Raw genomic sequence first — 24,487 nt, 5'->3', positions numbered from 1 at the left:
CGATGAGGAGTGACGTGCCCGGCAGCTCCGCTCACGTGGCTCCACTGTTGCCGCGCCGACTCGCGCCGGGAGACCTGGTGGCGGTGGCGGCCCCGTCCGGCGCCGTACGCCATCCGCAGCGCCTGTCGCGCGGGGTGGCCGCGCTGCGGCGGCTGGGCTTCACCGTGTCGACCGGCCCGATGACCGACCACCAGGCCCGTCGCGATCCGCGCGACCGGGCCGCCGAACTCACCACCTTCCTGCGGGATCCGCAGGTACGGGCGGTGGTCGCGGCTATCGGCGGGCACACCAGCAACGGCGTGCTCGACCTGGTCGACTGGTCCGCGTTACGCGCCGACCCCAAGCCGATCATCGGCTACAGCGACATCACCGCGCTGCTGCTGGCCGGGCTGACCGTCGGCAACGTGGTCACCTTCCACGGACCCACCGTGCTGCCGGAGTTCGCCGAATACCCGCGTCCGCTCGACTACACCCGCGCCGGGTTCCTGCGGGTGACCGGGCAGCCGGTGCCCGCCGGCCGGGTGGTTCCGCCGCCGGAATGGACCGAGGAGTTCCTCGCCTGGGGCAGCGACGACGTACGGCCACGGCGGATGGCCCCGGCGGAGGGCTGGCAGTGGTCCGGCGCCGCCCCCGCGACCGGGCCCCTGATCGGCGGCAACCTCGAAACCCTGTGCGCGCTGGGCGGTACCCGCTACTGGCCGGACTGGACCGGTGCGGTGGTGCTGCTGGAAACCGTGACCACCGAGCCGGAGCCGGTCGAGCGGTGCCTGGCCCAGCTGGCGATGCTCGGCGTGTTCGACGGGATGGTCGGGCTGGTGGCCGGCCGGACGCTGCGCGGCGGAGCTGGTGTCGAACAGCACTGGCGCGAACTGATCCGCCGCTGGGTGCCGTCACGCGACGTCCCGATGCTGTTCGGTGCCGACGTCGGGCACACCGACCCGATGGCGACTCTCCCGATCGGGGTACGGGTGCGGCTCGATCCGGTGGCCGAGGTGTTGGAGATCGTGGATGCCGCCGTCTGCTGACCTGTCCGGCGGCGCCGTCGTGGTCCAGGCGATGCGCCGGTACGGCTTCGAACGGTTGCTCGACCTGCCCGCGCTGCCCGTCGGCGGCGCGGATCCGCTGCGGTACGGGCACCACGCGCCCGCTCGACATGGTCGCGGCGGCTGGCAGCTGCGCGGTGTCGGTACCGAATTCGACCTGCTGCGGCCGGGGTGGCTGCGGATCGGCCTGACCCGTGGCTACTCGCTCGGCTGGGGACTCGGTGGCGACGGCAGCGGCTCGACGGTGCTCCTCGCCCAGGCCGTCGACCCGACCAGCGGGCACACCACCAACGAAACGGCGGCCGACGGGCTGGCCCGTCTCGGTCAGGAACTGGAGACCGTGCTGGCCGGCCACGGCGTCGCCGGCGTCTGGACGGTCGGTGCCTTCCGTCGGCTGGCCTGCCTGCGGTTCGCGGCCGACCTCGGCGGTACCCCGCTGCCGCTCGGTCCCGCGACAGCCGGCCGGGTGGCGTCAACGGTCGGCCGGCGGATGCCGGTGGTCGACCGGGAGGTGCCGGATGCGTGATCGGAGCTACCGCAGGGTGCTCGACGACGCGCACCTGCTCGCCCCCGGCGGCGACGCCGGCGGGGTCACCGTCTGGCGGGAACGTGGACTGGCCACTATCGACCTGCTCCTCGACCGGTATCTGGCGGCGCTGGCCGAATGCGGCCCGCCGATGCTGGCCCGGCACGACTTCCTGCTGCCCGAGGAGGCGTACCGCGCTGTCTTTCCTGACTACCGCAACGTGTACACGGTGACGCTGCCCGTGCCGGACGGTACCCCGCGGCCGTTCGTGCTCCAGCCGGACAACATGGCGTCGAACGTGGAGACGCTGCGCCGCAGCGCACACGACGGGCCGCTGGTGGCCGTCGGTGGCCTGCTGCGCAGCTGCCCCCCACCGATAACGCCGCTGTTCCGCGAACGCTACATCTGGCCGGCCGTCCAGGTGACGCAGCGGGTCGACGACGCCGCCGCGCGGGCCATGCTGGACCGTCACCAGCGGGCGTTGGAGTCGCTGTTCGCCTCGGTCGGGTTGCCGGTGGTGAGCGTCCGGGTTCCCCCACCGGCCGGGTACGGCGACGTCTGCTACCTGACGGTCAGCTGCCTGCCGGACGGGCGTCCGACCGTGCTGTCCACCTCGTATCTGATCGCCCGGCGCTACCGGGCGGCGCTCGGCGAGACCGCCCAGCTACTCGACATCGGCTTCACCGGCAAAGTACTGGCCCTGGTGGCGATGCACCACCGGGACCAGCACGGATTGACCCTGCCGTCGAGCATCGCCCCGACCCAGGTCGGAATCAACGCCCCGGCGGGCGGCCACCCCGATCGGTTGGTGGCCGCGCTGGTGGCCGCCGGGCTGCGGGTGCGTACCACCACGGGCACGGACGACACCGCCGGTACGGAGCGCGGCGCCGACACCGTGCACCGGCGGCGGCGCCGACACCGCCGCCTGCTGCGGCTCGGTCATCCGGTGGTGCTCGACCTCTCCCCCGACAGATGGTGGCTGACCAGCCGTAACCCAGTCACCCGCAGTGCGCTCGGGTCCGGGCACGACCACGGAGCGACCGGCCGCGCCACCGACACCCCTACCAGCACCGCCACCGACACCAGCACCGACACCGACACCGGCACCGGCACCGGCACCGGCACCATCGTCGAGCGGATTCGCGCGGCCCTGGCGGCGCACGACGCACGGCTCGCCCGGCACGCGGCCCGCCGGTTCGCGCGCGCGATGGACCAGGGGGACCTGCTGCGACAGCTGTGCCGGGACTGCCACCGTGGGCACCGGCCGGAAGTGTTCGGTTGGGTCACCCCGGACCGGCCCGGAGCCTGCCGGCGCTGCGGCCGGGCCGGATCGTTGGCGCTGGTGAGTGACGATGGCCGCTTCTACTGACCGCCGGCCGTCCGGCGGCAGCCCGGACGAGCTGATCGACATCACGACCACCTCGGTCGGCCGGGACACCTTGGCGGTCACCTACCGCAGCTTCCTCGATCAGGTGTCGTTTCGCGGGCGGTTCCGGGTGCTGGTGACGATCGACCCCGCCTACCCGCTGCGCCCCGGCGAGCTGGCCGCCACCCGCGACTTCCTGACCCGGCTGCCGCGGGAACATCCGCAGGTCGCCGAAGTGGTGGTGGAGGAACTACCGCGTCAGGTCGGGCTGCAGGGCGCACTGTCGATCCTCTTCGCCCACACCACCAGCCAGGTCGGCGTGCATCTGGAGGACGACTGGGAGTTCACCGCCCCGGTCGACCTCGACGCGCTGATCGCCGACCTGTACGAGCAGGACTGCACGCAGATCGTGTTCGGCAACGCCCACGTCGCCCGGGGCGGCACCTTCGAGCGGCCGGGCGAGTCGCAACCGGTGCCCGGCACACGGGTGGAGCTGGTCCGGCTGACCGCCACCAGCTGGGCGGCGAACTACCTGCCGCTCTGCCCGCACCTGCACCGTACCGACCGGTGGGTGCCGATGGTGGCCCGCGCGCTCGCGCTCACCGACGGCCTCGCCTGCCCGGACGAGCGGGTCCGGGAACGGGTCGTCGCCGAAGCGGCCACCCGCCGCCACCGGGTGCTCTGGACCAGGTCGGTCGTCGCCCGTGACATCGGCCGGCAGTGGCTGGCCGCGCGCGGCGGGCACCGCAGCCTGACCGCCGCGCACACCGTACGGCGCGAACCGGAGCCGGTCACCCGGCCGCTGGGCAACCCGCCGCTGCGGCTGCACCGGTCACTGGCCATGCGCGCCCGGGCGGAGACGGTCATCCCCGGCATGACGCAGACGTACCAGAAACGGCCGGTGAACTTCGCCGACGGCGATTACCCGGTCTATCTGGAACGGGGATCGGGCACGGTGGTGTGGGACGTCGACGGCAACGCGTACGTCGACTTCGTGCTGGCCCTGGGCGCGGCGACCCTCGGATACGACCACCCGGCGGTCAGCAACACCTTGCGGGAACGCCTCGGTCGAGGAGTGCTGCTGTCGTTGCCGGCACCGGCCGAGGTCACCGCCGCCGAGGAACTGGCGGCCTGCGTACCGGGGGTGGAGGCGGTGCGGTTCCTCAAGTCCGGCGCGGAGGCGTGTTCCGCCGCTGTCCGGCTGGCCCGCCACCGCACCGGCCGTGACCTGGTGCTGCTCGCCGGCTACCACGGCTGGCACGACCAGCTCGCCGGGCCGAGCGCCGGTGTGCCGGCGGTGGCGGCCGAACTCGGCCGGCGGTACGAGCTGCGCGCCGACGCCGACGACGAACGGTTCCTCGAGGCGGTCCGCCGCGACGGCCGGCGGACCGCCGCCGTGCTGCTCAGTACGCCGTACCACCGGGTGCTGGACCCGGAGTTCCTGCGGGCGCTGCGGGACGCCTGCGACCAGGCGGGCTGCCTGCTGGTCTGCGACGAGATCGTCACCGGGTTCCGGCTCGCGCCGGGCGGACTCGCCGAAGCGTACGGGGTCCGCGCCGACCTGCTGTGCCTGTCGAAGGGGCTGGCCGCCGGGATGCCGTTGGCGGCGGTCGCCGGGCGGCGGGAGGTGATGGCCGACTTCGCCGGGCTGCGGGTGTCGACCACGTTCGGCGGCGAGTTGCTGTCGCTGGAGGTGATGAAAGCGGCGTTGCGCGAGTACCGCCGGCCCGGCTACTACGAGCGGTTGGCGGCGCTCGGCCGACGGCTCCGCGACGGTGTCAACGCTCATGCCCGCGCCGCCGGTCTGGGTGACGTGCTGGTCGGCTACGATCCGATGCCCTGCCTGCGGTTGGCGGCTGATCCGGCGACGCACGAGCGGCGCGCACACCGGTTCGTCGCCGAACTCGCCCGCCGGGGTTTCCTGCTGCGCCGCGACGTCAACTTCGTCTCCACCGTGCACACCGAAGGCCAGATCGACCAAGCCGTGGCGGCGGCCGCTGAAGCGCTCCCGCCGGTCCGGGAGATCCGGTGAGCGCGGGAGATCCGGTGAGCGCGGCGGACCCGGTCGGTGCGGCCCGGGCGTTGCGGCACCGGGACTGGGACGAGCAGTACCGCACCGGCCGCTGGGACTACCTCGGCGACCCGGCGGAACGGTACCGGTTCACCGCGCTGGCCGGACAGATCCACCGGTACGCCCCGGACAGTGTGCTGGACCTCGGCTGCGGCCAGGGGCTGCTGTACGAGGCGCTCGGCGGGCCGGCCTTCGCCGGCCGCTACGTCGGCGTGGACTGGTCGGCGGCGGCGCTGCCACCCGCCGCGCGTGCCGCCCGTGCCGCCCGTCCGGCCCGGCACGGGTTCGTCTGCGCCGACCTGACCCGGCTGCCGCTGCGCGCCTCGTTCGACCTGGCCGTGCTCGGCGAGGTGCTGTACTACCTGCCGGACCCGGTCGCGGCACTCGCCGACGTCGACCGGCTACTGGTCCCCGGTGGCCGGCTGCTGCTGTCGATCTACCGTCCTCGTCCGGACCGGCCCGGTCCCTGGCCGGCCGCCGTCGACGCGCTGGTCGAGGCCCTGGTCGCCGACGGCGCCGCCCACCTGCGGACCATCGTGGAGCCGCACCACCACCGCCGCTGGTCGTTTTTCCTGCGCCAGCGCCGCATGGAAGGGAAGTGACCGCTCGTGATCACCGATCGGGTGTCGCCGGCCGAGGTGACCGAACTGGTCGCCCGGATGCGGACGCCGGGATTCCCGCAGCGAGGCACCGTGAACCTCGGCCCGTACGTGCTGGAGTATCCGCGGGCCCGGCCGTTCGCCTCCACCGTGGAGCTGCTGTACGCCGACCGGATCTACGACGTCGAGCCGCTGGCCGGCCCGGAACAGATCATCGACGGCGGCGGTTGGGTCGGGCTGAGCGTGCTGCGGTTCCGGGAGCTGTTCCCCGACGCGTCGATCACCGTCTTCGAACCCGACCCCGAGCTGTACGAGATGCTGTGCCGCAACCTCGACCGCAACCGGATCACCGGAGTCGAGCCGGTACGAGCGGCGTTGGCCGGCCGGGACGGCACCGCGACGTTCGCCGCCACCGGCTCGGACAGCGGCGGCTTCCCGCCGGCCGTCACCGGCGAACCGATCACCGTGCCCACCACCCGGCTCAGCCACTACCTGGACCAGCCGGTGTCGCTGCTCAAACTCAACATCGAGGGCGCCGAGACGGCGGTCGTCGAGGAAGTGGGTGCCCGGCTGGCGCGGGTCGACCAGGTACTCATCGAGTATCACGGGTTCGCCGCACTGCCGCAGACCCTGCACCAGCTGCTCGGCGCGCTGCACGCAGCCGGACACACCTATGTGGTGAGCCACTTCAACGAACGCAACCGGGGCTGCGTACCCCCGTTGCGGCTCGGCCCTGACTACCGCTACTTCCTGCTCGTCTACGCCCGCAGGCTGCCCGCGACGGTCGCGACGGTGAGGTGAGGATCATGGGCGTGTTCACCGACCACCAGCCGATGTTCGTCGAAGTGGAGACGACGACCTACTGCAACCGTCGCTGCGCGTACTGCCCCAACAGCGTCTTCGACCGGGGTCTGCGCAGCAACGAGGTACGGATGCCGACCGAGCTGTTCGCCCGGATCGTCCGTGACCTCGGCGCCAACCATTTCTGCAACCAGTTCTCCCCGCACAACTACGGGGAACCGCTGGCCGACGACCGCATGCCCGATCTGCTGGAGTTGGCCCGCGACGCGATGCCGTTGGCCCGGATCGCGCTGTACACTAACGGCGACTTCCTCACCCCCGCGCTGTTCGACCGGCTCGACGCCGTGGTCGACGCGTTCATCGTCACCCAGCACGGCGACCGGATGCCGCCGGGCGTGGCGCAGATCCTCGCCCGGGGCGACGGCGCGCACCCGAAGATCCGGTACAAGACCGCCGCGCAGATCAAATTGAACGCCTCCAACCGGGCCGGACTGATCCCGCTGGGCGTCACCCAACGCAAGGCGTGCGGGGTGGTGATGAACGAGCTGCACATCAACGCCCACGGGCAGTTGCTGCTGTGCTGCGAGGACTACCTGGCCCGCAAGACGTTCGGCAACATCGCCACGATGACCGTCGAGCAGGCGTGGTCGTCGCCGGAACGCCTGCGGGTGCACCGGGCCAACGTCCGTGGCGAGTTCGCGTTGCCGCAGTGCCGCAACTGCGGCTACGGGCGGATGTTCTGATGCCGGCCGGGACCACGCCCGACGGTCAGTCGCCGGCCGAACAGCCGACCGGCGGGACGCTGCCGGCGGGGGTGATCGGCTGCGGTGACGCCGGTGGCGCCCACGCGTTGACGGTCACCAGGACGTCCCGGGCGACGCTCACCGCGACGTACGACCTCGATGGTGCGCGGGCTGTCGCCGTCGCGGCCCGCCACGGCGGCACCGCCGTCGGGTCGGTCGAGGAACTGGTCGCCACCGGCGTCACCCTGGTGGCGATCGCCACCGGCCCGATCGCCCAACCACAGGTCGTCCGGCGGCTGATCGACGCCGGCTACGCCGGGTCGGTGCTGTGCGAGAAGCCGCTGGCCACGTCGGTGGCGTCGGCCCGGCGTACCGTCGACGCGGCGCGCGACGCCGGGCTGGTGCTGGCGGTCAACCACGAGCGCCGCTTTGGCCTGCCGGCGGTGACCGCCCGCCGGCTGGTCACCGAGGGCGCGATCGGCCGGCTGCTGCGGGTGGAGGGCTACAGCCCGGACGGCACCCTGTACGACTGGGCACCGCACTGGATCGACCTGGCGTTCGACGTCGCCGGCGGCTCGGCCGTGCGCTGGGTGCACGGGCTGCTGGATCTGACCGGCCGACGCGAGCACGCCGGCCTGCTGTTGGAACGGCACGGACTGCTGCTGTGGGAGCACGCCAACGGCGTACGGGGCCAGCTGGAATGTGGCCGACCGGTGCCGGGTCAGCCGCTGCTGCGGCTACTCGGCGACGACGGGACGATCGAGGTCGGCGCGGTGCTGGCCGGACCGGACGGCGAGGTACGCGGTCCGGCGCTGCGGATCCGCGACAGCGCGGGGATCGGGTGGCGGCACATCGACGTCGGCGAGAGCGCGCTCGCCGCCGTCCAGTGGACCCGGTCCTGGGACGAGCTGATCGACGCGACGCTGCACGGCCGCCAGCCGGAACATCATGGTCAGCGGGCGGTCCGGGCGTTGGAGGTGTGCCTGGCCGGCTACCTGGCCGCCCGCCGGGGGGCTCCACAGTGGTTGCCCGTCGATCCCGGCACCGATCTGCGCGACCTCCTGCCCGCGCCACCGCCCGCCGTCGCCGGCCCGAAAGCCGATCCCCACGCCGCCGACGGCCCGAGAGCCGATCCCCACGCCGCCGGTACGGGTGCCGACGCCACCGCCGGGGCCTTGTCGTGACCCGGCGCGTCCTGCTGCTGTCCGACGACTTCGGCCGCCGGTACTGCCTCGGCCCCGAGGCGCTGCGGCGGCTCGACACCCTGGGACAGGTCACGCACCTGCCGGTCGACAGCGCACCGCACCGGATCGCGGCGCACCTGTCGGACAGTTGGGCGCTGGTGGTGGCCGGCTGGGACACCCCGGTGCCGCCGCTGGGCGGCACCGAACTCGACGACCTGCCCGGACTCTCCTTCATCGGCTGCGGCCAGGACGGACGGTGGCGCTTCCTCGACGTACCGGCGGCCCTCGACCGGGGCATCCGCTGCGTCGACGCGTCCGGGGCGATGGGCGCGGACGTGGCGGAGTTCGCACTGGGCCTGCTCCTGTCCTGCCTGCGGGACATCCCGGCGGCGCACCACCGGCTGGCCGCCGGCGGGTGGATCGACGAACCCGCCCCGGCGCACCGGTTCACCAGCCTGCGGGGGCGGCGGGTCGGCATCGTCGGCATGGGCGGCATCGGTCGGACCCTGGTCGAGCTGCTGCGCCCGTTCGGCTGCCAGGTCGAGGTGTCGTCGTCGTACCTGACCGTCGAACAGGCCGCTGACCTCGGCGTACGGCTGCGGTCGGTGCCCGAGCTGTGCGCGTCGGCGGACGTCCTCGTCGTCGCCACCCAGCCGAGGCGGGACACCGCCGGCGTCGTCGACGCGCGCTGCGTCGGCGCGCTGCGCCGCGACGCCGTGGTGGTGCTCGTCGGCCGGGCGGCCACCGTCGACACGACAGCTCTGTACGAGCGGGTACGGCGCGGTGAGCTGCGGCTCGGCATCGACGTCTACGACACCGAGCCGCTGCCGGCGGAGCATCCGCTGCGTACCGCTCCGGGGGTGGTGCACACCCCGCACATCGGCGGGCTGACCGTCGAAGCCAACCAGCGGATCTTCGCGGCCGTCGTGGCCGACCTGGCACGGCACAGCCAGGGCGGGCAGCCGCGCTGGGCGACCAGCGCGGACCGGTACCGGCTGGTCGCGGCGGGCCGGGCGAGGCGGGCGCGGTGAGCGACGGACAGATCACGCTGATTCTGCAGGCCGACGACTACGGCGCCTGCCCGGCGATCACCGACGGCATCCTGGCCTGCCACGCGGCCGGTGTCGTCACCCAGGCGTCGGTGATCGTGCCCGGCCCGGACGCGGCCCGTGGCATGTGGCTGGCCCGTCGGGCCGGTCTGCCGCTCGGTGCGCACCTGACCCTGTTCTGCGAGTGGGAGCTGCACCGCTGGTACCCGTTGACCACGGCGGACAGTCTGCGGGCGGCCGACGGGGCGTTCGTCGCCGGGCTGGACGAGCTACGGGCGCAGGCGCACCTGCCGGACGTCTGGACGGAGTTGCGCGCCCAGGTGGCGGCCGCCGGTGCCGCCGGCGTCGCGCTGACCCACGTCGAGTCCCACGTACGGGTCTTCGACGCCGGCCTGCTCGCGCGGCTCAGCGCCGAAACGGGGCTGCCGTGCCGGGATGCGGTCGAACCGCCGGGTACCGGGCTGCCGGTGGACTCGGTGTGGCACCTGTCCGTGCAGCCGACCGCGACGAAGACCGAGGCGCTGCTGGCGTACGTGGCGGCGGTGCCGGCCGGCCGGCACATGATCGTCGCTCATCCGGCCGACGACACCGCCGATCTCACCCGGTTGTGCCGGCCGACGTCGCGGCGCTGGAAGTGGGCGCGGGAGATCCGCGTCAGCGACAGCGCGGCGTTACTCGATCCCCGGTTTCGCCAACTCTGCCACGACCGGCGGATCCGGCTGGCCAGCCTGGCCGACCTGGCCGACCCGGGTGTGCTGGACGGGGCGACCGACCCCGTCGGCTGACCCGGCGGCCGGCCCGGCGTCGCCGCGATCGATGCCGCCGGGCCCGGCGTCGCCGCGATCGATGCCGCCGGGCCCGGCGGCCGGCCTGGTGTCGCCGCGATCGGCGTAGGTCCAGTAGCGCTGGCCGAGGTCGGCGAGCATCGCCCAGACCGACCGCCGGTCGGCGATCACCGGGCTCGCCGCCAGGCACAGCAGGGCGGGGTCGCCGGGCACCAGGGTGACCCGGATCAGTGGCCAACCGTACGGGTCGATCGGTTGGGCGGCCTGGGCCCGCAGGTGGGTCGCGGGTGGGACGTCGCCGGTGACGACCGCGCAGGCCACATCCGGATCGTCGAGCTGCGATCCCCGGTAACCGGCGGGGCTTCGGCTGAACTGGCTGCGCAGCAGGTCGTCGGCGGCGGCGAGGTCCCGAAGTGCCCGGTCGACGGTGGCCACCCGCACCGGTGCGGGCAGCATGATGCCGGCGACGTGCGCCGCTGCCGGCCGCTCCCGTTGGCTGTCCAGCAGCCGCCGCAGCATGGCGTTCACGGGTGAACCCGGATGCCGCCCGGTGGACTCGTCCGGCAGGGCGGCCCCGGACGTACCGTCCGGCAGATCGGCCGCCGCGACGGTGAGCAGACCACCGGGGGGCAGTTCCCGACCGGCCACCGCGTGCAGGGCGACACCGTGGCTGACGAACACCGTCGACGCGTCCCGGTACCGGTGCAGCACGGCGCACACCCGGGCTCGGAGTTCGCTCACCGTCTCCCACGGCGGCGTACCCGGCCCGCCGGGCCGGTGCAACGACTCCAGCGCGCGCCCGAAAGCGGCCCGGTCCACCGGGCGGCCGTCCCGGTCCGCCTGCCACTCCCGCAGGTCGGGCTCGACCAGCAGCGGCAGGTTCAGGTCGGTGGCGACGATGTGCGCCGAGTGCAGCGCCCGGGTGACCGGTGAGGTGACCACCCGCACCGGGCACGCCGGACGCAACCGGGCGGCGGCGGCGCGCATCCGGTCGATCCCCGCCTCGGTCAGCGGAGCAAGCTCGGTCGGGCCGGCGGCGTCCCAGTCGGTCCACCCGTGCCGGACCAGGTGTGCCGCTGCCGGTTGCTCGTCGCGCCCCGGTGGTCGGGCGTCGGCCAACGGACGTCGACGCTCATCCGTCGCCACGGCGCAGCACCCAGCTTTCCCGCAGCGTCTGTTCCGTCGGCAGGCCCTCGCCGTAGTCGTCGGTCACCGCGTCGACGGTGAACCCGGCGGCGGCCGCGAAGCCGCGCAACTCCGACTGGTCGAACCAGCGCTGCTCGTGCGACTCGGTGTGGCGGGTGAAGCCGCCGTCCGGCCGATCGGCCACGAACAGCGAGATGGCGAACTCGCAGCTGCGACGCTGCGCCGAGTAGCGGTTGCGCCACACGTAGGCGAAGTCGCCCGCGTCGTCGCCGTAGTGGCTGGACCCGAAGACGTCTTCGAGCTTGCGTCGGGTGTTGACGTCGAAAACGAACCAGCCTCCGGGACGCAGCGAGGCGGACACGAAGGCGAACAGGTTGCCGATCGCCTCGTCGGTGCGGAAGTAGTTGACGCTGTCGAAGCAGCAGACGGCGGCGTCGAAGCCCGCGTCGGCGAAGCCGGCTCCGTCGACCCGGACCGGTCCGGCGAGGTCGGCCTGGCGCAGCGGGGTGCCGACCGGCAGCCGGCGGCGCGCCTGCCGCAGCATCGCCGCCGACCGGTCGATCCCGCTGACCCGGTGGCCGGCGGCGAGCAGCAGTTCGGCCATCGTCCCCGTTCCGCAGCAGACGTCCAGCACCCGGCTCGCCGCCGGGATCCGGGCGTCGACGAACGCCGCCCAGCCCGGGTAGTCGTTGGCCACGGTCCACCGGTCGTAGACGGCGGCGAGCGCGTCGTACGGCTCGCGGGCGGCCTCGGAGGCGTCGCAGGTATCGGCCGGTTCACGGGCCGGGGTGGGCGTGTCGAGGGGGGCGGTCATTCGGGTCGCCGTACGTGCAGCATCAGGTTGGTTCCGCGTTCCGCCCATTCCGGCTGCTCACTGGCCTGCACCTCCAGCTCGAGCACGGTGGCGAAGTAGTCCGGGTCGGCCAGCGCCTGCGACACCGCGCTGACCGAGGTGTACGGGTAGCCGAAGTCCTCCGGGCCGGGGCTGATCACCGAGGTCACGCCGATGACGTCGACCGCATCGAAGCCCGCGCCGGTGGCCAGAGCGCGCAAGTCGGCGGCGGAGAAGACCCGCAGCGGCGGTACATGCGGCGCCCAGCGCACGATCCGGGTCTCGGCCAGTTCCCGTAGTTCGGCGGCGGTGGCACCGTCCCGGTTGACCTTCGAGGCGAGCGCGTTGGACAGGGAGTGGCTCATCAGCAGGCCGTGGCCGCCCGGCTTGAGGACCCGGAACAGGGTGCGGAACGCCGCCTGCGGGTCGTCGAGGAAGCTCAGTACCCCGTACGTGCTCAAGATCGCGTCGAACCGCTGGTCCGGCAACTCGGGCGCGTGGTGCAGGTCGCATTCCACCAGGTCGATCCGCTCGGTCAGACCGGCGTCGGCGACGGTGACCCGGGCCTGGTCCAGCATCCGGGGCGACAGGTCGGCGACGGTCACCGACACGTCGAATTCGCCGGCGGCCCAGACCGCCCACCGGCCGGTGCCGCCGCCCGCGTCCAGCAGGTGTTGTCCGGGCCGTGGCCGCAGCCGGCGACGCACCATCTCCTTGATCAGTTCGTCGGCCAGTCGCCAGTACGCGACCTCGTAGAAGCCTTCGACGTTCTGCGCGTACGGCTCGAAAAACGCCGTGAACTCGTCCTTGGACATCAGGGTCACCGGCGCGACTCCTCTCGTCGTTCAGGTTGATCCAGCAGGTCGGGTCGACCCAGCAGCCGTGACCGGGGCACCGGCACCGCGCCCGCGCTGGCGTCGCGGTCGGTGAGCGCGGGCCCGTCCACGAGTTCGAGGTCGGACGGCAGGCTCACCCAGTGCCGGCTGGCCCACCCGCCCCACAGCTGTGGCCAGTCCGGGGTGGTCGGCCAGCCGTGCGGGTGGGCGAATTCGGCGCGCATCGGATCGGTGCTCGGCTGGTACCGCAGGTCGACCGAGAGGCGGAAGCGGTCGCTGCGGTTGGCCTGCGCCCCGTGCACGGTGAGACTGTGGAACACCACCACGTCGCCGGGCGCGTACCGGGCGCTGGCCCAGCGTGGGTCGTCCGGTGCCACCGGCAGGTAGATGGGGCGGCTGCCGCCGGTGGCGGCGTCGACCGGCTGGAAGCCGGCCAGGTGCGAGCCGGGGATCAGACACAGGCCGGGCCGCCGCGCGTCACACGGGGTCAGCGCGACCCAGGCGGTGAGTACGTCGGCGCTGACCCGCTGCACGACGAAGTCCTGGTGGGCCCGGGTGGCGTACGGCTGCTCCGGCGGGGTGGGCGCAACGAGCCGGGCGGCTTTCGCCGGATGGCAGAAGACGTCGGTGCCGAGCAGTCCGCGCATCAGGCTGGTCAGCGCCGGGGTGTGACCCAGGCGGTGCAGGTCCTCGATCCGCTGGACGGCCGGGTAGATCGACCGGAACGAGTTCTGGTCGAAACGCATGCCCGCCGGGCAGACCAGTTCGCGGTCCGCCTGGTCGCCGCCGGGCGGGTGGTCGCCGCCGGGTGAGCGGTCGCCGCCGGGCGGGTGGTCGCCGCCGGGCAGCCAGCCCACGGTCGCCAGCCCGGCGCACACCTGCTGGCGCACCGCGGCAACCGTGGCCGGGTCGAGCAGACCCGGAAGGTAGAGGTAACCGTCGCGCACCAGCCGGGCGCGCAGCCCCGACGTGTCGCGTTCGGCGGCCGGTCGCAGCGCCAGCATGGCCTACGGCACGCGGTGCTGGCCGTTGTACCGCTCGACCAGTTGCAGGCGGCGGATGTCCGGACACTTCAGCACCCACATGAGGTAGCGTTCCACGCCCATCCCGAAGCCGCTGGTCCGCAGTGGTCGGTGTGCTTTCATCTCGACGTACCAGGTGTAGTCGTCGGCGGCGACGGCGTGGCGCCGCAGCGCGGCACGGACGTCGGCGGCTGAGGTGTGTCGCTCACCCGCCCCGATCACCTCGCCGGGACCCAGCAGCAGGTCGGCGTTGCAGGCCTGGCCGGTGGCCGGGTCGCAGCGCTGGTAGAACGGCACCGCGAGCGGGTCGTAGTGGGTCACCCAGACCGCCGGCCCCAGCCGCTCGATCAGGTGTCGCTCGCCGGCGCGGGTAAGGGTCCGGTAGTGCTGGGTGGACACGACGGCGTCCGGCTCTCCGGAGAGCAGATCGGCCGCTTCGGCGAAGGTCAGCCGGGCGGTCGGGGTGGCGAGCAGGTGTTCCAGGTGGGTCACGCCGCCGGCGACGGCCGATACCTCGTCGGCGAGGCTGGCGAGCACCGAGGCGGTGAGATGCCGAAGGTATTCGTCGGCGACTCGCACGGTGTCATCGAGTCCACCGGGAATCTCCGCCTCGCTGTGGAAGAACTGGTTCAGATGTGTCTCGTCGGCAAGTTCGCCGCGAAAACTCGGCATCAGATAATAGCAGCCGCGTTCGGTGAGTCGACAACCGTACTCCAACATGAATTGCATGGAGTCGGCGAGAAATGTCGGCACCCCGAAAAGGTCGACGCGCACCGGCAGGGAATCACTGCCCAGCCCCATCGGCGACGACACCGAACTGGTGGTGATCGGCAGATGCAGAGCGTGTACGCCGTTGTGCTGCCAAAAGGATGCGGTCTCGGCCGTCACCAGACTCTGCAGCCGGACCAGACAGCGGTACCACGGATCGTCGAGTATCTCGATGAATCGCGGCACCACGTTCTTGGTCGCGGGAACCGAGGGGTGAGCACTGTGGGAGTTCAAGCGCGGCGCCAATCGTGCGGCAGCAAACATCCGTCAATAAACGTCGAGCAAGGCGTACGTGAGCCTAGATCAAATTATCGACGACTGTCAAGAGTGGGATATGTAGTCAAATCGAGGAAATCGACCCATTGTCGGGTAGCGGCCGGCTCGCTAGCGTCGGTCTGGTTGAGTGGGTGCGCCCCGCCGACCACAACCGGACCGAGAGGTACGCCGGCCCGATGCCCACCCAGATCGTCGTCTCCCTGGTGCCGACCGCCGCCACGGCGGTCCCACCACCACACACCGGTCCGGCCGTCTACGCCGCCTTCCTCAAGGCGGTCCGCGCCGTCGACCCGGAACTGTCCACCGTGCTGCACGACCGCCCCCGCTACAAGCCGTTCACCCTCAGCCCGATCGTCGACGAGCGCGGTCGGGCACCGTCGGAGCCGGGTCAGCCGGCCCGGATCGTGGTCGGGCTACTGGTCGACGCGTACGCCGCCCCGGTGCTCGCCGCGCTGCACTCCGCCGCCGGGCATCAGATCGCCCAGACCCGCTACCGCACCGTCGATGTCGCCGTACACGCCCTGTCGTACGCCGAGTTGGCCACCGGGGCCGATCCGGACGCGACCACCTGGGCCTTCGACCTGCTGACCCCGGTCGGGTTCGCCACCGGGCGCGGGGACGGCGCGCGCCGCCAGCGCCCCTGGCCGGACGCGGAACGGGTGTTCGGCAACCTGTCCCGCCGCTGGGACGCGTTCGCCGGCGAGGTGGCCCTGCCCGCGTCGGCGGCGACGGCGGTCGCCGACCATCTGGAGGTGGTCGACGCCCAGCTGCGGATGGCCACGCATCTCGTGGAGCCGGGGCAGCACAATCCGGAGCACCGGTTCCGCCGGGGAACGGTCGGCTCGGTGACGTACCAGCTGGCCGAGGCGACCGGCGTGCCGGGCGACGCGCGGCGGGCAGTCGACGCCCTCGCCACGTTCGCCACGTACGCCGGGTTCGGTGACCGGACCGCGATGGGCATGGGTCACGTCCGGCGCCGGCTCAGCCCGCCCCCGCAGCGCTGATCCGCATCGGATGCGGAAACGCCGCTGGCCGGGTTCGGCGCTTCGCGCCGAACCCGGCCAGCGGGATCGGATCGGGTCAGTGGGAGTAGCCGCGCTCGGCGATCCAGTGCGCCAGGGTCTCGGTGGACATCCAGTACTCCTGGCCCTCGTACCACGGGTCGGCGATCCGCACCGCGTCGCCGCCGTCGCGGTAGCCGACGACGGTCACGTAGTGCCCGCCCGGGTAGGAGTGGGTGAGGCCGTCGACGTCGTTCGCCGTACCGATGATGTTGGCCACCACGGCCCGGTTGTCGTCCACCGTGGCCCGTACGTCGTCGCGCAGCTGGTCGATCTGCGTCCGATCGGCCTTGCTGGACTCGATCGCGGTGGTCCGGTACTTGTCCGAGCCGGTGAGCTCGTTGAGCGCCCGGGTGGTGTCCTCAGCCGAGTCGGTGCCGGCCTCGGTCGTGCCCAGCTTCGCGGCGACCTCGTCCTGCGACAGGTCGTGGCCCTGCGCGGTCAGGGCGATGCGGGTCGCGGCCGGCCCGCAGTAGTAGAAGTTCGGCTGCCGCTCGTAGCGGGTGTTCAGCACCCGGTCGCCGCCGGAGCGGTCGCCGCGCTCACCGCCACGGTCGCCACGGTCGGAGCTGGCAGCGGCGGCAAGGCTCGCCGAACCGCCGGACGGGGCGGCCTGGGCGGCGACGGCGGGGCCGGCGACGACGCCACCGGCGACGAGCAGGCCAGCGACGGACAGCGCGGATCTACGGAAAATTGTGGTCATGAGGGGTCTCCGTTCCGAGGGGTACGGGGATCCGGACACCGTCACCAGGCGGTGCCAGACCCCGCGAACGAGACAGAACAGACGTAACAGGTGATGATCGGTCGACGGACCATCCCGCCGACCTGGTGGTGCTCCGCCGACGTCAGCGCGGCGGGTACGGTCTCGCGGGCGTACCGGATCCAACCGCCGGGCGGTGCCCGACATTCCGCCGGCGCCTGACCGCCGGTCAGCCCGGCGCCTGACCGCCGGTCAGCCCGGCGCCGGACCGTTGTCGACGAACCGGAAGACCGCCGTCGACGTCGCGTCACCCAACTCTTCGAAGATCAGCCCACTGGTCCGGGAGTGGCGCAGATAGGCGCCACTGTTGCTGATCGCGTACGCGTCGTCGCCCTGCTCCCGCACGACGGCGATGTCGAACCATTGGCGCGGTTCGTCCGGTGAGCAGACCGCCGCGCCCACGACGAGTGAATCGCGACCCGACGACCCCACCTGCCAGCAGGTGTCGGCCCCGTCCGCGTCCGGCTCGGCTGTCCGGATTTGATAGGTGCCCTCGCCTTGTGGCTCGATCACGAACAGCCGGCGGCCCTCGTCGCCGTCGACCTCGGCGAGGCGTCCCTCGTCGAGCAGGGACACCGCCGATTCGAACGCCTCGGTACGCACGATTGCGATCTGCCGGTCCCCGACGAGCAGCGGATCACCGGGGACCGGCGGCGCACCGATCGGGTCCGCGACGGACGGGGTGCCCACCGACGGGCTCGGGCTCGCGTCCTGGCTCGCGTCCGGGCTCACGATCGGGGTCGGGGTCGGACCGGCCGGGCCGATCGGCAGCGGCGGTGCCGCCCGGTCGATCTGGACAGCGGCCGCACCGGCGCCGACCGCCCCGATCAGCAGGACACCGAACGCGGCGGTGGCAAGCTGTCGGCGGCGGCGGATCGTGTCGCCCCGGCGGCGGATGTCGGCGGCGACGGAGATCCGGCCGGTCCGCTCGGCGTGCTCGGCCATGTCCCGCAGCGCCGCTTCGGGATCGTGCTCAGACCGCATAGCTCCTCCCGTCGCCGGTGCTCTGCCGCTCGCCGTCGGCCAGGTGACCGGCCAGGGCCTTACGTCCCCTGGCCAGCCACGTCTTGACAGTGTTGACGTTGGTGCCGGTCTCGACGGCGATGTCGGCGACGCTGAGACCGACCAGGTGGTGCAGCACGACGACGCGACGCTGGTCGACGGTGATCTGGCGCAGCGCCGTCATCAGCGCGACGTGGTCGACCGAGGTGGCGTCGACCGGCTGTGTGCCGGCGGCGTCGCGGCGGTGGGCCCGCAGCCGGTTCACCGCCTTGCGCCAGGAGCTGACCGCGATCCGGTACGCCACCGTGCGTACCCAGGCTTCCGGGCTGTCGCAGTCGCGCACGGACGACCACCGGGCCCAGGCCCGGGCGTACGCCTCGGCGACCGCGTCCTCCGCCTCAGCCCGGTCGCCGATCACCACGTACAGGTGGCCGAGCACCCGGTTGGCCGACGCCGTGTAGAAGGCGTCGAACTCGTCGGCGTCGCGCATCCGTCTTGCCCCCACCGGTCCGGTCAGTTTGTCGGTGCCGGCCCGTTGTCGTTGAACCGGAACCCGTCCGGCGTCGGCGAGCCGTCGCCCTGCTCCTCGAGGATCAGCCCGGACCGGGTCGAGGTGCGCAGGTACGCCGAACTGTTGCTGATCACGAAGGTGTTCTCGGTGCCAGTATCGGCGGTGACGATCTCGAACCGCTGCCGGGGGTCACTGGCGTCGCAGTCCGCTCCCTCGACCGACAGCGACTGTCCGTCGCCGGGGTTGCGCACCCGCCAGCAGACCGGCTCGCCGGTGCCGGGGCCACCACCGCCGCCCCGGTAGGACTCGATCAGGAACAACCGCCCGTCCAGCGGGATCGGCACGAACAGCTGCCGGCCCTCGTCGCCGTCGACCTCGCCCAGTCGGCCGTCGTCGCCGATCGACAGCCCCGATTCGAATCCGTCGACCCGTACGATCGTCACCTGCCGGGTGCCGGACAGCACCTCGGGCAGACCGGTCGCCGTGGCCCGCGGTGTCGGCGGCGAACTGGTCGCCGGGGCGCTGGTGGCCTGGCCGGCCGTCGTCGGCGCCGGGCCGGTCGCTTCGTCACCCGCCGGTGCGGTCGTTCCGCAGGCTGTCACGGCACCGGCCAGCACAGCGATGCCCAAGCCGGCGATCCATCGACTCGTCAACACGTCGTCACCCTCATCCGATCATCGATGACCGGCGACGAGCGCTCCCGCCGCCCGCCGCCACGGTCTCGGTCGACACTTCTGTTTCGACCGACGTACCCCATGACGTACAGCGGCGGCACCTGGTTTCAGCGATTCCGGGAAATGTCCCGGCCCGGCCGGCGGGGTCGACCCGCCGACGGTTTATGGCAGCCGGTGACGGGGCGGTTCCGCCAGGTCGATCCAGTCGCGATCCCCCGGCCCCGGGCCGACGGCCGTACGCCGTAGCCGATGTGCCCGCCGGCGCACAGCAGGAAGTCGGTGAAGCCCGTCCCGACCACCCACACGCTTCGTCACGACGGCACCGTACCGGGATGCCGCCGGCACCGGCCCGGCCTACGGCTCGATCAGGTCCAGTTTGGTCGAGCCGGGCTCGGCACGGGACTGCAGCCGTACCTGCGGGCCGTACTGGCCGGCTATCAGATTGTTCGGCGTCGTGTAGATGGCCCTCTGCACCTGCCCGTCCTTCAGGAAGATCAGGATGTGACCGCGAGTGGAGAAGAACGAACCCATGTCGATCGACGCGCCGACCGTCTCCTCGACGTACTCGCGGCTGACCGGCTCGTGGAACACGTGCACCGTGTCCCAGTCGCCACCGGTCAGGTCCCGCAGCAGTCGCGGCTCACCGCCCTGCTGGATCTGCTGGATCTGCTCCGACAGCTGCGTGTCCTTCTGCAACGTCACCGCGTCGTCCTCCCCTGTTCGCTGACATCCGCCGAGCGAGGCCAGGGCCAGCAGCAGGATCAGGCCGACCACCGCGATGCCGGGTCGGCCTTGGCCGACCCACACCTCACCTTCGTCAGTTGTCGTAGGTGCCATAGTTGTCTCCGTCGCTGCCCGGGTTGTAGCCGCCGGATGTGTTGTCCCGGTACGGATCGGGTGCCGGGGGATCCGCCCCGCCCTCGCTGGGCGGGTCGGTTGCCGACCCGGTGTCGCCGATCGCGGTCTCGTTGCTGCGGACGAGTTGTCCGTCTGGTGCTACAACGACCATTTCGCCGTCGCGGACCGCTTGTTCGATCAGACCGGCGAGTTCGTCGGGTCCGGCACCCGGGTGCTCGGCGGCGATGCGGCGGCCGACTTCGTTGTTGTGCAGGTCCATCGCTTCGGCTGAGGCCGCGTTGGTGCCGCCGCGCTCGTGCGCGGTCGTGTACTGCTCGGTCCACTCCGGGCCGAACCGGTTGGTCAGCATCGCGTTCCAGTACGCGTGCCGGAAGGCGTCCGAGTGGCCGTCGGTCAGACCGGCCCCGTCGAACACGTTTTCCCCGGAGTTGAGGGCGGTCTTGTAGATGTCGTAGGCATCTTTGATCCCGAACAGTCCGAGATCTTCGAGTAGTCGTGCTTCGCCGGCTGTCATCTCCTGCGGCGAATGCCCGGCGCGTTCCAGCGCCCAGCCGAGAACGCCACTTGGAAATTCCACCATCCCGTCCGGATCGATCGATACGCGATACCTACTCAACAGGTCGTCGTGCAGACCGCCATCGCCGACTTGATCGCCATGATCTGCCGCGTCGGTCAGGTTCCTGGCGCCACCGTCACCAATCTCGCCCCGAATCGCCCGGTCGAGAATCATGACGAGCAGTTGATCCAGCTCGGCGGCCCGCGACAGGACGGTCTGCACCAGTTCCCCGATTCGGGTCAGGGCGGCCGCGCGTTCGGGATACGACGCCAGCGCAGTGGCGAGGTCCGCATCCTGCAGATGGTTGGTGATCGAACCGTCGTCGTTGATCGAGAACTGGTGGGACCAGGCCAGATGGTCGGCCTCGGCGACCAGCCGCTGCACCGCCCGCACGCCTTCCGCCGCGTCGGCGACCGCCGCGCGGACCGCCGCGACCTCGGCGACCAGGTGCTCCATCCGGTCGGTCAGGCCGCCAATGGCCGCCCTCGCCGCCTGGGCCGTCCCACCCGACCAGGTCTGCGGCGGCCGGGCGTCGGCGAGTTCGTCGGCCAACTCGAGTAGCTCGTCGCGTCGCCGGCCCAGATCCGTCACCGCGCTGTCGAGCAGACCCGGCCGCCAGGAGCGGACCTCACCAAAAGTTGCCATCGGCCGCGCGACTCGTCATCCGCCCACAGCCTCGAATTCGGCCGCGATCTGATCGTCGCTGAGGAGATATCCCTCACCTACGGCAGTCAACGTCGTCGCGTAGCGATCGAGATCGACACACCAGCCAGCGAGCCGATCTCGCCAGCTCTGTCCGAGTATTTCGGCACTTTGCGCGGCACGTGATCCCGGAACGGCCATGATGATCACTTCGGCGCTCGACCGGAGCTGAACCGCGCTCGCAAGATCGGCTGCTTCGGCGCCTCTCCGGGCAGCCAACAGAACATGATCGACAATTACTGAAACATCGGCTGTCACCGGGGATCTCCCGCCCGTCAGCGCCAGCAATTTGATTCAGACTATCAAGATTATCTATGCTTGGCGAGGTTCGTCTCGAGTGACAAGCTGTCGGCTTCCCAACACGGTTTCCGACTATCGCCGGGCTCTGCCGATGCTGGGTCCGGCCGGAGCGCTGTCAGGCCGGCCGGGTTCAACGACCATTGGTACGCGGCCCGCAGCGCGGCCGTACGGGCGACCGGGCCACCGGTGCCGGCCAGTGCGACGAACCAGTCGACTCGGCGGTCCACTCGGCCACCGCGTAGCCGATTCCGCCGTCGTACGGCAGGCTCGGGACGGCGCCGGGGGTGACGTTGGACATCGCCGTCGAGTTGGCCACCCTCGTTGTTGAGCCCCTGGTCCCCGGCTTCTTTCCAGAGTTCGAAGATCCGCCTGACGTGGGGCGAGGTCCAGTCGCGGTCGCCGTCGATCCACGCGTCGTACTCGTCGGCGCTGAACGCTTCCCAGCCTGCCAGCTCCACGACACGATCATGCAGGCTTCCGGCAACCGCATCGCACATCACCGAAGCGTGGCTCGTCCGGCGCAGCGGACCCGGCGAGCCCGTCCGGCTACGCCGGTAGCCCTGATCCGCGCGGCGGCCCAAGGACCCCCGGCCCTGGTCTACCTCGGGCGAGCGCCGGGGGACGGCGACCAACCCCCGATGATCGGGCCGGCCGGCCACAGCGCCGCCAGGTCAGCGGGGGCCAGCGGACCCCGGTACGCCGCCCGCAGCACCGCCGCCCGGCTCGCGGCGTCGCCGGAGTCGGCCAACGCGACGAACCAGTCGATGCCCGCCGGGTACGCCCACAGGTACGACCGCAGCAGCGGATCCACCCCACGGTCGGTCAGCGCGTCACCGATCTCCTCGTCGGACCAGAACGGCACCCGTGCCCGCGCCCAGACCACACAGTCGGCGACCGGGACACCGTCGTTGACCGCCAGATGCAGCCCGGCCCGGACCAGCTGGATGTAGTGGGCCAATCGGACCCGCGCGACCGCCCCGGGGTCGTCGCCGATCACGAACAGCGGCAACACCTGCGCCAACCCTTCCAGCAGCACCTGGGTGTCGGTGTGCACCGACAGCAGGCGTACCGCGCCGTCGTCGACGGCGGCCCACCGCGCGTACCAGCTGGCCGACTGCAACGCGTGGCCGAGCACCTCGTGCAACGCGAACACCCGGGCCTGCGTCTCACTGAACTCGGCCCGGTGCCGGTTGAGCCGCAGCCGCGCGGCCGAGCCGGCGCCGTCGAGCCAGTACGACCAGTAGGCGTCGACATCGGCGGACTCGATCGTCAACTGGTACGGCGCGTCGGCGCCGGTGGCCGCCCGTACCAGTGGTTCGAGGTCGGCCGCCGCCTGCCGGATCGCGTCCGGGGCGTCCTGACGGCGCAGCAGGCCCTCGCCGTGGGCCAGTTCGACGAGCGTACGGGCGTCCCAGTCGACGCCGACACCGGCGAGACCGGCCTTGGCCCGCTCGCCCACCTCGGCGACATGGTCGTCGTTCCAGCCGGCCACCCCGCAGCCCTGGGTGCGTCGTACGTGGTCGGCCAGTGGCAGCCGTTCCCCCAGCATCGCCCGCAGGTAGGTGACGTCGGCGTCGACCCGCGACCGCAGCCTGGCATCGGCCCGGCAGTCCGGCTCGTCGGCGACGGCGGTCAATTCGGCGAGTACGGCGACCCGGCTGGCCGCCGGCACCGACGCCGCCGAACCGGCCGGGTCGGTCGGCTCACCCGGGTCGGCCGGGTGACAGTCGTAGTCGATGACCGGGGTGGCGCCGCGCTTGCGCTCGTAGCCGTCCCAGGCCCGCAGCGCCGCTTCGATCCGGTCCCGTGCTGGCGTCGTCATGGGCCCATCTTCGTACCGGTCGACCCCGGTCCAAGACCCCGGTCCCACTGCGATGTCGTCATGGGGCTCATCCGGGCTCATCAACCGGCACAGCGGATCCACAGACGCGGCACAGCCATCTGCTGGAGCGGACGGCCACTGTTGGTCCAGCCCAGGGCACGACGCCGATGACATCTCGTAGTCACGAACGGAGAGACGGATGCAGCGCGACCCACGCCGGGACGGCACCGCACGGTACGAAGGCCGCCCGTTGCCCAGGCCGGACGAGGAACTCGTCGACCAGGGCCTCGGCTTCGACCTCGGCACCTTGCTCGGCCGCCGACAGATCCTCCGGGCCTTCGGTCTGGGCGCGGCGACCGTCGGGCTCGCCGCGTGCGGCAGCAACACCAACGGCGGCAGCAGCGCCGGTTCGGCCGCGACCACCGCAGCGACCCCCGCCACGACGACCGACGGGGAGATCCCGGACGAGACCGCCGGGCCGTACCCCGGCGACGGGTCCAACGGCCCGGACGTCCTCGACCAGAGCGGCGTCGTCCGCAGCGACATCCGGTCAAGCTTCGGTGACGCCGACGGTACGGCCGAAGGAGTGCCGCTGACGTTGGAACTCACCATCACCGACATCGCCAACGGCGGTACGCCGTTCGCCGAGGTCGCCGTCTACGTCTGGCACTGCGATCGGGAAGGCCGCTACTCGATGTACTCCGACGGCATCACCGACCAGAACTACCTCCGTGGTGTCCAGATCGCCGACGCCGACGGCACGGTCACCTTCACCACCGTCTTCCCCGGCTGCTACTCCGGCCGTTGGCCGCACATCCACTTCGAGGTGTACCCCACCGAAGCGGACATCACCGACGCCACCAACGCCATCGCCACCTCCCAGGTCGCCCTCCCGCAGGACGTCTGCGACACCGTGTACACGCAGGCCGGCTACGACGCCTCGGTCGGCAACCTGGCACAGCTCAGCCTGGAGTCGGACAACGTCTTCGGCGACGACGGCGGCGCCCTGCAGTTGGCCACCGTCACCGGGGACGTCTCCGGCGGCTACGCCGCCGCGCTCACCGTGGCGGTGGACACGGCCACCGAGCCGGGCGGCGGTGCCGCTGCGTCCGGCGGCGGCGGACCCGCTGGCGGCGGCGAGGGCAATCCTGGCGGTACGCCGCCGAGCGGCTCGCCGCGACGGTAGTCGCCGTA

General features: G+C 72.1%; 26 protein-coding genes. 12 read left to right on the top strand and 14 right to left on the bottom strand.

Annotated elements, in window-relative coordinates:
- Positions 1–14: 14 nt before the first annotated feature.
- The 10 genes from O7632_RS14315 to O7632_RS14270 are packed head-to-tail and all read left to right on the top strand — an operon-like array spanning position 15 to position 10,167.
- Positions 15–1,025: a S66 peptidase family protein gene (locus tag O7632_RS14315; protein ID WP_278114736.1), complete on the top strand. Its 1,011-nt coding sequence runs from the start codon at positions 15–17 to the stop codon at positions 1,023–1,025.
- Positions 1,009–1,569: a hypothetical protein gene (locus tag O7632_RS14310; protein ID WP_278114735.1), complete on the top strand. Its 561-nt coding sequence runs from the start codon at positions 1,009–1,011 to the stop codon at positions 1,567–1,569. Before O7632_RS14315 ends, O7632_RS14310 begins: the two co-directional genes overlap by 17 nt.
- Entirely contained in the window at positions 1,562–2,938 is a 1,377-nt protein-coding gene (locus O7632_RS14305; RefSeq protein WP_278114734.1) for a hypothetical protein, read from the top strand. Before O7632_RS14310 ends, O7632_RS14305 begins: the two co-directional genes overlap by 8 nt.
- Positions 2,922–4,967 (top strand): aminotransferase class III-fold pyridoxal phosphate-dependent enzyme, encoded by a 2,046-nt coding sequence (locus tag O7632_RS14300; RefSeq protein WP_278114732.1) that lies wholly within the window; start codon positions 2,922–2,924, stop codon positions 4,965–4,967. The genes O7632_RS14305 and O7632_RS14300 overlap by 17 nt, the downstream gene beginning before the upstream one ends.
- A complete protein-coding gene (locus O7632_RS14295; protein WP_278114731.1) occupies positions 4,964–5,608 on the top strand; it encodes a class I SAM-dependent methyltransferase in 645 nt (214 codons plus the stop codon). Before O7632_RS14300 ends, O7632_RS14295 begins: the two co-directional genes overlap by 4 nt.
- A 6-nt stretch (positions 5,609–5,614) precedes the next feature.
- A complete protein-coding gene (locus tag O7632_RS14290; RefSeq protein WP_278114730.1) occupies positions 5,615–6,406 on the top strand; it encodes an FkbM family methyltransferase in 792 nt (263 codons plus the stop codon).
- Between the two features lie 5 nt (positions 6,407–6,411).
- Positions 6,412–7,149, top strand: a complete 738-nt coding sequence (locus O7632_RS14285; RefSeq protein WP_278114728.1) for a radical SAM/SPASM domain-containing protein — start codon at positions 6,412–6,414, stop codon at positions 7,147–7,149.
- Positions 7,149–8,333 carry a Gfo/Idh/MocA family oxidoreductase gene (locus O7632_RS14280; protein ID WP_278114726.1) on the top strand — a complete coding sequence of 395 codons (1,185 nt, stop codon included), beginning with the start codon at positions 7,149–7,151 and terminating at the stop codon, positions 8,331–8,333. Before O7632_RS14285 ends, O7632_RS14280 begins: the two co-directional genes overlap by 1 nt.
- Positions 8,330–9,364, top strand: a complete 1,035-nt coding sequence (locus O7632_RS14275) for an NAD(P)-dependent oxidoreductase (protein WP_278114725.1) — start codon at positions 8,330–8,332, stop codon at positions 9,362–9,364. The genes O7632_RS14280 and O7632_RS14275 overlap by 4 nt, the downstream gene beginning before the upstream one ends.
- Positions 9,361–10,167: a ChbG/HpnK family deacetylase gene (locus O7632_RS14270; RefSeq protein WP_278114723.1), complete on the top strand. Its 807-nt coding sequence runs from the start codon at positions 9,361–9,363 to the stop codon at positions 10,165–10,167. Before O7632_RS14275 ends, O7632_RS14270 begins: the two co-directional genes overlap by 4 nt.
- Here O7632_RS14270 and O7632_RS14265 read toward each other — a convergent pair.
- Genes O7632_RS14265 through O7632_RS14245 form a run of 5 tightly spaced genes read right to left on the bottom strand, consistent with a single transcriptional unit; the run spans position 10,054 to position 14,957 of the window.
- Complete coding sequence (locus O7632_RS14265) at positions 10,054–11,313, bottom strand: histidine phosphatase family protein (protein WP_278114721.1); 1,260 nt, start codon at positions 11,311–11,313, stop codon at positions 10,054–10,056. The genes O7632_RS14270 and O7632_RS14265 overlap by 114 nt on opposite strands.
- Positions 11,300–12,127, bottom strand: coding sequence for a class I SAM-dependent methyltransferase (locus O7632_RS14260; protein WP_278114720.1), 828 nt, complete (start codon positions 12,125–12,127; stop codon positions 11,300–11,302). The genes O7632_RS14265 and O7632_RS14260 overlap by 14 nt, the downstream gene beginning before the upstream one ends.
- Positions 12,124–12,960, bottom strand: coding sequence for a methyltransferase domain-containing protein (locus O7632_RS14255; RefSeq protein ID WP_278120044.1), 837 nt, complete (start codon positions 12,958–12,960; stop codon positions 12,124–12,126). Before O7632_RS14255 ends, O7632_RS14260 begins: the two co-directional genes overlap by 4 nt.
- Before the next feature lie 5 nt (positions 12,961–12,965).
- Positions 12,966–13,985 carry a phytanoyl-CoA dioxygenase family protein gene (locus O7632_RS14250; RefSeq protein ID WP_278114718.1) on the bottom strand — a complete coding sequence of 340 codons (1,020 nt, stop codon included), beginning with the start codon at positions 13,983–13,985 and terminating at the stop codon, positions 12,966–12,968.
- A 3-nt stretch (positions 13,986–13,988) separates the two neighbouring features.
- Entirely contained in the window at positions 13,989–14,957 is a 969-nt protein-coding gene (locus O7632_RS14245; RefSeq protein WP_278114716.1) for an amino acid--tRNA ligase-related protein, read from the bottom strand.
- Positions 14,958–15,223: 266 nt separating this feature from the next.
- On the opposite strand from O7632_RS14245, the gene cas6 reads away from it, so the two are divergent.
- On the top strand, positions 15,224–16,051 hold the full coding sequence (cas6, locus tag O7632_RS14240) for a CRISPR system precrRNA processing endoribonuclease RAMP protein Cas6 (RefSeq protein WP_278114714.1): 828 nt from the start codon (positions 15,224–15,226) through the stop codon (positions 16,049–16,051).
- A gap of 76 nt (positions 16,052–16,127) precedes the next feature.
- Here the strand turns inward: cas6 and O7632_RS14235 are convergent, their stop codons facing one another.
- The 9 genes from O7632_RS14235 to O7632_RS14195 form a co-directional block, all read right to left on the bottom strand.
- Positions 16,128–16,811 carry a C39 family peptidase gene (locus O7632_RS14235; RefSeq protein WP_278114712.1) on the bottom strand — a complete coding sequence of 228 codons (684 nt, stop codon included), beginning with the start codon at positions 16,809–16,811 and terminating at the stop codon, positions 16,128–16,130.
- A gap of 249 nt (positions 16,812–17,060) precedes the next feature.
- Positions 17,061–17,852, bottom strand: coding sequence for a hypothetical protein (locus tag O7632_RS14230; RefSeq protein ID WP_278114711.1), 792 nt, complete (start codon positions 17,850–17,852; stop codon positions 17,061–17,063).
- The gene (locus O7632_RS14225) at positions 17,842–18,360 is read right to left on the bottom strand and encodes a sigma-70 family RNA polymerase sigma factor (RefSeq protein WP_278114710.1); all 519 of its coding nucleotides are present in this window, start codon (positions 18,358–18,360) and stop codon (positions 17,842–17,844) included. Before O7632_RS14225 ends, O7632_RS14230 begins: the two co-directional genes overlap by 11 nt.
- A gap of 23 nt (positions 18,361–18,383) precedes the next feature.
- Positions 18,384–19,037 carry a hypothetical protein gene (locus tag O7632_RS14220; protein WP_278114707.1) on the bottom strand — a complete coding sequence of 218 codons (654 nt, stop codon included), beginning with the start codon at positions 19,035–19,037 and terminating at the stop codon, positions 18,384–18,386.
- A gap of 372 nt (positions 19,038–19,409) precedes the next feature.
- The gene (locus O7632_RS14215; RefSeq protein WP_278114706.1) at positions 19,410–19,892 is read right to left on the bottom strand and encodes a hypothetical protein; all 483 of its coding nucleotides are present in this window, start codon (positions 19,890–19,892) and stop codon (positions 19,410–19,412) included.
- A complete protein-coding gene (locus O7632_RS14210; RefSeq protein ID WP_278114705.1) occupies positions 19,873–21,114 on the bottom strand; it encodes a hypothetical protein in 1,242 nt (413 codons plus the stop codon). Before O7632_RS14210 ends, O7632_RS14215 begins: the two co-directional genes overlap by 20 nt.
- Positions 21,115–21,129: 15 nt before the next feature.
- The gene (locus O7632_RS14205; protein WP_278114703.1) at positions 21,130–21,429 is read right to left on the bottom strand and encodes a hypothetical protein; all 300 of its coding nucleotides are present in this window, start codon (positions 21,427–21,429) and stop codon (positions 21,130–21,132) included.
- Between the two features lie 172 nt (positions 21,430–21,601).
- Positions 21,602–21,787, bottom strand: coding sequence for a hypothetical protein (locus O7632_RS14200; protein WP_278114702.1), 186 nt, complete (start codon positions 21,785–21,787; stop codon positions 21,602–21,604).
- Positions 21,788–22,069: 282 nt separating this feature from the next.
- Positions 22,070–23,293, bottom strand: coding sequence for a hypothetical protein (locus O7632_RS14195; RefSeq protein WP_278114701.1), 1,224 nt, complete (start codon positions 23,291–23,293; stop codon positions 22,070–22,072).
- A 199-nt stretch (positions 23,294–23,492) separates the two neighbouring features.
- On the opposite strand from O7632_RS14195, the gene O7632_RS14190 reads away from it, so the two are divergent.
- Complete coding sequence (locus O7632_RS14190) at positions 23,493–24,479, top strand: intradiol ring-cleavage dioxygenase (protein WP_278114699.1); 987 nt, start codon at positions 23,493–23,495, stop codon at positions 24,477–24,479.
- The last annotated feature ends 8 nt before the right edge of the window (positions 24,480–24,487 follow it).

The sequence above is a fragment of the Solwaraspora sp. WMMD406 genome (genome assembly GCF_029626025.1).
Lineage (GTDB): Bacteria > Actinomycetota > Actinomycetes > Mycobacteriales > Micromonosporaceae > Micromonospora_E.
The sequence above is the reverse complement of the archived record's forward strand: the minus strand, read 5'-3'. Positions and strand labels throughout refer to the sequence as shown.